The sequence below is a fragment of the Micromonospora echinofusca genome, assembly GCF_017614955.1.
Classification (GTDB): Bacteria; Actinomycetota; Actinomycetes; order Mycobacteriales; family Micromonosporaceae; genus Micromonospora; species Micromonospora echinofusca_A.
Genome location: NZ_WVUH01000359.1, coordinates 1 through 6,942, shown reverse-complemented (window position 1 = coordinate 6,942; position 6,942 = coordinate 1). Strand labels below are relative to the sequence as shown.

The window sequence follows — 6,942 nt, the reverse complement described above, 5'->3', positions numbered from 1 at the left end:
GGTCAGAGGTCGGTGACCCGGATGCCGGCGTGGGCCTTGTACCGCTTGTTGATCGCGATCAGGTTGGCGGTGAACGCCTCGATCTGGTGGGCGTTCCGCAGCCGGCCGGCGTAGACGCCCCGCATGCCGGGGATCCGCGCGGCCAACGCCCCGACCACCTCCACCAGGTCCCGGTCCTCGGTGCAGATCAGCACGTCGAGGTCGATCCGGTCGACGGTCGGGTCGGCCAGCAGGGGTGCGCTGACGTGGTTGAACGCGGCGCAGACCCGGGAGCCGGGGAGCAGGGCCGCCGCCTGCTGGACCGCGCTGCCCTCCGCGACCGTCAGGGCGTACGGCCCCTGCTTGTCGAAACCCAACGGGTTGACGCAGTCGATGACGATCTTGCCGGTCAGCGGCCCGGCGAGCGCGGCGACGGTGGCCCCGTGCCCGTCCCAGGGCACCGCGATGATCACGATGTCCGAGTCGTGGGCGACCCCGGTGTTGTCGCCGCCGGAGATCGCGGCGTCGGCCGGCACCCCGTCGAGTGCGGCGATCTCCCGCGCGGCCTGCTCGGCGCGCTCCGCCGACCGTGAGCCGATCAGCACCCGCTGGCCGGCGCGGGCAAACCGGTAGGCGAGCCCCCGTCCCTGGTCACCGGTGCCGCCGATGATGCCGACGGTCAGCCCGGACACGTCGGGCAGTGTGCTCGCGTCGTAAGCCATGGCACCCATCCTCGCAAACTCCGACGGCCGGCAGCAGGGTCGACCGCTGTGACACATTACCCACCGGTACGGTGACCGGACGTCGACGCGTCAGCCGGTTGAGCGGTCAGGCCCGTTCGAAGCGCACCTTCCGGGTGGCCGGGTCGGCGGTCACCAGGCGTACCCGGATCCGCTCGCCGAGCGGCAGGTCCCCGTCGCAGCGGGCCCGTACCGGCGGGTCGTCGATCGCCACCGCCCCACCGGGCCGACGGCGGGCCCGACCGTCCGCCGCCGGGGCGTCCACGTCGACCACCGCCGCGTCGAAGGTCTCCCCGACCCGGTGGGCGAGCAGCACCGCCTCGGCCAACTCGATCGCGCCCCGGGTGGCGGCCGAGGCGACCCGGTCGGTACCCGCCATCACCTCCGGCAGCTTCGGCAGCGCGGCACGCGCCCAGTCCGGGATCGGCGTACCGGCGTGTAGGGCGAGACACACCTCGGTGGCGTACCGGTCGGCGAGCCGACGCAGCGGTGCCGTGACGTGCGCGTACGCGCCGCCCACGCCGCCGTGGCCCGGGTCCTCCGGGACGGTACCGTCGAACGCGGTGTAGCCGGCCCCGCGCATCAGTTCGGCGGCCTGGTCGAGAAAGGCCGCGTTCCGGGGCCGGGCCGGATCCAGTCCGGCGATCAGCCGGCCCACGCTCGTCTGCGCCGGCCAGTCCACGCCGAGCGGGACGGCGGCGGTCCGCAGTCGCTGTACCGCCTCCGGTCGCGGCGCGGGCATCGTCCGGAGCAGACCCACCCGGCCGGCGATCATGAGCTGCGCGGCGACCATGCCGGTGAGCAGTGAGATCTGCGCGTTGTGGTCCTCCATCGGCACCGGCGGGCGGAGCACCAGTCGCCAGCCGTCGCCGTCGGGTTCGACGTCCTGCTCGGGCAGCGGCAGGTTGATCGCTCCCCGGTCCAGCCCCCGCTCGGTCAGCAGGGCGCCGATCTCGGGCAGCAACGCGATCGGCTCGGGCAGCCGCCCGGCCTCCGCGTCGGCCTGCGCGGTGGCATAGTCGAGCTTGGCGCGGCTACGGACCCGGGCCCGTTCCAGCCGTACCGTCCCGGGTGCCCCGTCCGCGTCCAGGTCGATGGTCCAGACCACGGCGGGCCGCTCGACGTCGGGCAGCAGACTGGCCGCCCCCTCGCTGAGGGTCTCCGGGTGCAGGGGCACCTTGCCGTCGGGCAGGTAGATGGTCTGCCCCCGGCGCCAGGTCTCGGCCTCCAGCGTCCCGCCGGGGCGGACGAAGGAGCTGACGTCGGCGATCGCGTACCGCACCCGGTAGCCGCCGCCGGGCCGCCGGGCCAGCTGCATCGCCTGGTCCAGGTCCCGTGAGGTGGCCGGGTCGAGGGTGACGAAGGGTACGTCCGTCCGGTCGGTCGACGGTCCCGGATCCGCCGCCACCGCCGCGTCCGCCTCACGGAGCGCATCGTTTGGGTACCCGTCGGGCAGGTCCAGTTCACGCCGCAGCGCGGTGAAGTCGATGCGGGGTGCGAGTACGCGTCGGATGACCACGGACCATTCTTATCCGTGGGTACCCGGATCCGCCTCCTGCCGGCCGGTACCGGAACCGGCCCGTGACCTGCCGCCCCCGGCCGCCGACGGTCAGCCGGCGGCCTTCCGGGCGGTGCTCTTGCGGGCCGCCGTCTTGCGGGCGGTGCTCTTGCGGGCGGTGCTCTTCCGGGTCGTGGTGTTGCGGGTGGTGGTCTTGCGGGCCGTGGCCTTCTTCGCCGGGGCCGCCGGGCTGGCGGCGGCCTTCCGGGCCGGTGCCCGCTTCGCAGCGGCCGTCGGCGCAGCGGTGGAGCGCTTCGCCACGGGCTTGGCCGCCGAGGTGCGCTTCGCCGCCGTCGTCCGCTTCGACGCCACGGTGGTCTTCTTCGCCGTGGCAGGCTTGCGGGTGACGACGTTCCGCTGGCCCGCCGCCGCCGTGGTCTTGCCCGCGACCGCCTTCGCGACGGCCGCCGTCGTGGTCGGCCGCGCCGCGGTGGCAGCCTTCGCCGGGGTGGTGGCCCGCTTCGCGGGGGTACGCCGCCCGGTCCCGGTCGTCCTCGCCGTGGCCGCCTTCTTCGCGGTCACCGCCTTCTTCGTACCGGTCGTCGGCCGGGCGACCGTGCTCTTCCGCGCGGTCGCCGTCCCCGCCGCCGCCGTTCGCTTCGCGGCGGTGGTCGTGGCCTTCGCCGGGGTGGCCCGCTTCGCGGTCACCGCCTTCGTCGTCGCGGTCCTCCTGGCAACCGTGGTCTTGGCCGCAGCCGCCTTCTTCGCGGTCGTCGCCTTGGCGGTCGTGGCCCGTTTCGCAGCGGTCGCCTTCGCCGTGGCGGTCTTCTTCGCCGCCGTCGCCTTCGCCGCAGCCACCTTCTTCGCGGTCGTCGCCTTGGCGGTCGTGGCCCGTTTCGCAGCGGTCGCCTTCGCCGTGGCCGTCCTGGCGGTACCGGCCGCCCGTGCCGTGGTCGCCTTCGCCGTACCGGTCGCCCGTGCCGCCGTCGCCTTCGCCGTACCGGTCGCCCGTGCAGTGGTCGCCTTCGCCGTACCGGCCGTCCGGGTCGCGCCGGCGGCCTTCCGGGCCGGTCCGGTCGCGGCGGTCCGGGCGGCGGTCGCCTTGCCGGCGGGAGCCGTCCCGGTCGCGCTCCGGCGCGCGGTCGCACCGGCCACCGCAGCCTTACGTGCCGGGTTGGTCCGGCTGGCTCCGGCGCTCCTGCTCACCGCAGCGGTCTTGCGGGCGGTGGTCCGGTTGGTGGCCGGCCGGGCAGTGGCCTGCTGTGCTTCGGCCATCTCGGTTCCCTCCTTGGGGACATGCTCTCGGATGTCTCGTACGGAGAGCACGGAGTGTCCGACGCGGGCCCGGACCGTTGGTCTAGCTCTCCTCCCCGGCCCAGCGGGCGTCCTCCGCCTCCCATGCTTCGTTACGTTCCTGCACCCGTTGCAGCGCCTGCTCGGCGTCGGACGCCGAGGCGTACGGGCCGAGAACGTGCTTGGCCGGGCACACGTCCGCATCGGTCTCCACCCGCTGGTGTCGGACGCACCAGTAGTACCGGGTACCGCTTCCGCTGTCGCTCATACGATCACTGTGCACCGCGAACCGGACAGGCGCCACCGGTTCGCGAGGGATGTCCACGTGTCATCCACTGTAGAGAGGCTCCCGGCATTACCGGCAGAAACCGCAAAATTCGCACCAGACAAGTGAACAGGCTGGCGAAACTGGCACCGTCGACGCGATGCGCCGCCCGGGCACCGGCCCGTCCCGCACAATCCGGACATGGAGTACGGGGGTTCCACCGCACGTCGACTGCTCGGCGTCCTCGTCGGCGGTGCGCTGGTCGGTGCGGTGCTCGCGATCGCGGGGGCGGTCACCGTGCCGGCGCTGCACGACCGGTCCCAGCAGCAGCTCGACGACCGGGCCCGGCGGGAGGTGGACCGCCGGGCCCACCTCGTCCGGTCCGACCTGCTGAACACGGCCGCCCAGGCGTCGGGCGCCACGTCGACCGTCCCGCCCGCCCGGTTCCGGCAGGCGGCGGAGCGGACCGGCGGGGTACGGGTGCTCCGGCTCGAACCCGACCGGGACGGGCTGCGGCTGCTCTTCGAGGTACGGGTGGTCAAGACCGGCACCACCCTCTTCGGGTACCAGCAGAGCAGGGTGGTCTCCTGCTACCAGCAGACCGTCCCGGGCGGCCCGGCGGAGGCGGTACGCGAGACACCCTGCCCACCCGCCGAACCGTGACCCGTCGACGTGGTACGCCGACCGCGCTCCGGCCCTGTCGGCCGTCGGTCGTAGGGTCGACCGATGGGTACTCCCGACTACGTCCTGCGGATGCGCAAGCACATCGGCCACGACCTGCTCTGGCTGCCCAGCGTCAGCGCGCTGGTGTACAACCACGCGGGTGAGGTACTGCTGGGCCGGCGGGCCGACGACGGCCGGTGGTCGGTGATCAGCGGCATCGTCGAGCCGGACGAGCAACCGGCCACGGCGGTGGTCCGGGAGGTACGCGAGGAGACCGGCCTGCACGTCGAGCCGGAACGGCTGTGCTGCGTGACCAACCATCCGCACCGCTACCCCAACGGTGACCGGTGCGTCTTCCTGAACATGGGCTTCCGGTGCCGGCTGGTGGGCGGCACCGCCCGGGTCAACGACGACGAGTCGACCGCCGTCGGATGGTTCGCCCCGGACCGGCTGCCGGCGCTGGACGGGCACGCCCGCCTCGTCATCACCCAGGGACTGGTGGCGCACGGCGACACCTGGTTCGCGGCGCCGGGCGAGCCGTGCGGGCCGGTCACCGGCAGCCCGTGACCCCTGTCGTCGATTTACGAGAGTGAGAAGCCCATGCTCAACAAGGTCGTCTGCGACATCGGGATCTCCGTCGACGGCTACGTCGCCGGCCCGGATCAGAGCATCGACAGCCCGCTCGGCGGCGGGCAGGCCGACCAGCTGCACGCCTGGATGTTCGACACCCCCGAGGAGAATCAGGCCGAGATCGATCGGATCGTCGCGGCCGGCGCATTCATCATGGGGCGCAACATGTTCAGCCCAGGTCGCGGCGAGTGGGACCTCGACTGGAGCGGCTGGTGGGGCGAGGAGCCGCCGTACCACGGGCCGGTGTTCGTGCTCACCCACCACGCGCGGGCCCCGCTGACCATGAAGGGTGGCACGACCTTCACCTTCGTCACCGAGGGCATCCACGCCGCCCTCGACCAGGCCCGCGCCGCAGCCGGCGACCGCGACGTCGCCATCGCCGGGGGCGCCGCCACGGTCAACCAGTACCTGGCCGCCGGCCTCATCGACGAGCTGCGCACGCACATCGCGCCGGTCACCCTCGGCGGCGGCGAACGCCTCTTCGACCGGGTACCGCCGCTGCGCCTCGACCTGATCGGGTCACGGGCCGCCTCGCTCGTCACCCACGTCAGCTACCGCGTACGTCGCTGAGCCGACCGCTGCCGACGTCGACAGTTTCCCGGATATCGGGGTGTCCGTAGACGGCCGACACCCCGATATCCTGCATCTTGCGTCGATCCTGATGCCCCAACCAGCCAGCCAGGCCACCAGTTGACGCGCTCATCCCACACGCCACCGGCATCCAGCGGCGAGCCGACCGATCAGCGCTGTGTGACCTGCTCCGCGACGAAGACGCCCAGGCCCTGATGCCCGTACAGCTCGCCGGTCTCGATGAGGATCGTGATCGCCTGGCGGACCGTTGACTGGCTACGCACCTCGTAAAGCTCGGCAAGAGCCTTCGTGGACGGCAACTTGTGACCAGGCTGCCACTCACCAGAGGCGATCCGACCCCTGATGTCGGCGATGATCCGCCGGTAGTGCGGCTCGAACTTCCGTGGTGCGGGCATGCGAAGGACTCCCAGCTAGGCATGACCATCTGATCACGGACAGTGGGAGAACTTCAAGCGCATCGTTGACTTTAACGACATTATCGGTAAAGTCTGCCGCAGGGCCCTCCCAGCTAGGCACTGCGGTCGACCCTCGGCCGGGAGGGCGGCGGCCCTGTCCAGATGCTCCCCCATCTGCGCTGGCACGAACGCTCTCCCGGCCCTACCCGCGCTCCACGCACATCCAGAGGAGGACCATGGCCGGGGCCGTCGAACCGTTGGACGAGCTACCACTACCGCCGTACGTGACCGCCGAGGATGTCGGCTTCGCGGTACGCGCGATCCGTCGTACAGGTCTATCCAGCCGCACCCTGCGGGCGGACATAGACTCCCCGGCCCTGGTGACCCTCGACCAGCCCTTCGGCGCGGAGGATCAGCATCGCGGACCGGATCACCTGAGTTGACACCTCGTACTGGGCGCACAGTTCGGAGATCGATGGCAGCTTGTCGCCGGGCTTCAACTCGCCCGATTTGATCTGAGTGCGGATGTCGTTGACGATCCGCTCGTAGAACGGCGTTGCAGGCATGGTGGTGCTCCCTCGTCGGCACCACCATCTGACCACTCTTCTCTTACGACATCAAGTTCCAAGGATCCCAAGACTTGCGCTCGTGATACTAAGCATCATATGTTGACTTGCGAGGCGCTCTCGTCGGCAAACAAGGGTGGCCTCACCCCCCGGGACGATCCGACCCGGATGAGTCGGGGCAGTGCAGGTCAGGGCGTTGTTCTCCCCCATAGCCAACGGCCTGACTGCGCTGTCCCGACACCCGTCACAACGCTCCCCCCGTCAGAGGAGCGACCCGACAGGCCCGGGGTGGGTGCTGGGCTCCGGCGGGTACGGCACGGCC

Annotated in this window: 9 protein-coding genes; 3 read left to right on the top strand and 6 right to left on the bottom strand. The window is 71.8% G+C overall.

The genetic code is table 11. The annotated features are described in order from the left end of the window. Positions 1-2 precede the first annotated feature (2 nt). The 4 genes from npdG to GSF22_RS28345 all read right to left on the bottom strand — a co-directional run bounded on the left by npdG (position 3) and on the right by GSF22_RS28345 (position 3,778). Entirely contained in the window at positions 3-701 is a 699-nt protein-coding gene (npdG, locus tag GSF22_RS28360; protein ID WP_208816827.1) for an NADPH-dependent F420 reductase, read from the bottom strand. Between the two features lie 106 nt (positions 702-807). Continuing rightward, a complete protein-coding gene (locus GSF22_RS28355; RefSeq protein WP_208816825.1) occupies positions 808-2,238 on the bottom strand; it encodes an RNB domain-containing ribonuclease in 1,431 nt (476 codons plus the stop codon). Between the two features lie 90 nt (positions 2,239-2,328). Next, positions 2,329-3,492 (bottom strand): hypothetical protein, encoded by a 1,164-nt coding sequence (locus tag GSF22_RS35115; protein ID WP_244454283.1) that lies wholly within the window; start codon positions 3,490-3,492, stop codon positions 2,329-2,331. Between the two features lie 82 nt (positions 3,493-3,574). Further along, on the bottom strand, positions 3,575-3,778 hold the full coding sequence (locus GSF22_RS28345; protein WP_208816824.1) for a hypothetical protein: 204 nt from the start codon (positions 3,776-3,778) through the stop codon (positions 3,575-3,577). A 198-nt stretch (positions 3,779-3,976) separates the two neighbouring features. Between GSF22_RS28345 and GSF22_RS28340 the strand changes: the two genes are divergently transcribed. The 3 genes from GSF22_RS28340 (at position 3,977) to GSF22_RS28330 (ending at position 5,638) form a co-directional block, all read left to right on the top strand. Beyond that, positions 3,977-4,438, top strand: a complete 462-nt coding sequence (locus GSF22_RS28340) for a hypothetical protein (protein WP_208816822.1) — start codon at positions 3,977-3,979, stop codon at positions 4,436-4,438. 63 nt (positions 4,439-4,501) lie between these two features. Then, positions 4,502-5,005 (top strand): NUDIX hydrolase, encoded by a 504-nt coding sequence (locus tag GSF22_RS28335; RefSeq protein ID WP_208816820.1) that lies wholly within the window; start codon positions 4,502-4,504, stop codon positions 5,003-5,005. A 33-nt stretch (positions 5,006-5,038) separates the two neighbouring features. Next, the gene (locus tag GSF22_RS28330) at positions 5,039-5,638 is read left to right on the top strand and encodes a dihydrofolate reductase family protein (RefSeq protein ID WP_208816818.1); all 600 of its coding nucleotides are present in this window, start codon (positions 5,039-5,041) and stop codon (positions 5,636-5,638) included. A 170-nt stretch (positions 5,639-5,808) separates the two neighbouring features. On the opposite strand, the gene GSF22_RS28325 is transcribed toward GSF22_RS28330, so the two are convergent. Next, positions 5,809-6,054, bottom strand: coding sequence for a GntR family transcriptional regulator (locus GSF22_RS28325; protein WP_208816815.1), 246 nt, complete (start codon positions 6,052-6,054; stop codon positions 5,809-5,811). A 335-nt stretch (positions 6,055-6,389) separates the two neighbouring features. Next, the gene (locus tag GSF22_RS28320; protein ID WP_208816813.1) at positions 6,390-6,620 is read right to left on the bottom strand and encodes a winged helix-turn-helix domain-containing protein; all 231 of its coding nucleotides are present in this window, start codon (positions 6,618-6,620) and stop codon (positions 6,390-6,392) included. Between the last annotated feature and the right edge of the window lie 322 nt (positions 6,621-6,942).

Bases quoted from the DNA above. Each gene is read 5' to 3' on its own strand.
- npdG (WP_208816827.1), bottom strand. From the start codon at position 701: ATGGCTTACGACGCGAGCACACTGCCCGACGTGTCCGGGCTGACCGTC.
- GSF22_RS35115 (WP_244454283.1), bottom strand. From the start codon at position 3,492: ATGGCCGAAGCACAGCAGGCCACTGCCCGGCCGGCCACCAACCGGACC.
- GSF22_RS28345 (WP_208816824.1), bottom strand. From the start codon at position 3,778: ATGAGCGACAGCGGAAGCGGTACCCGGTACTACTGGTGCGTCCGACAC.
- GSF22_RS28340 (WP_208816822.1), top strand. From the start codon at position 3,977: ATGGAGTACGGGGGTTCCACCGCACGTCGACTGCTCGGCGTCCTCGTC.
- GSF22_RS28335 (WP_208816820.1), top strand. From the start codon at position 4,502: ATGGGTACTCCCGACTACGTCCTGCGGATGCGCAAGCACATCGGCCAC.
- GSF22_RS28330 (WP_208816818.1), top strand. From the start codon at position 5,039: ATGCTCAACAAGGTCGTCTGCGACATCGGGATCTCCGTCGACGGCTAC.
- GSF22_RS28325 (WP_208816815.1), bottom strand. From the start codon at position 6,054: ATGCCCGCACCACGGAAGTTCGAGCCGCACTACCGGCGGATCATCGCC.
- GSF22_RS28320 (WP_208816813.1), bottom strand. From the start codon at position 6,620: ATGCCTGCAACGCCGTTCTACGAGCGGATCGTCAACGACATCCGCACT.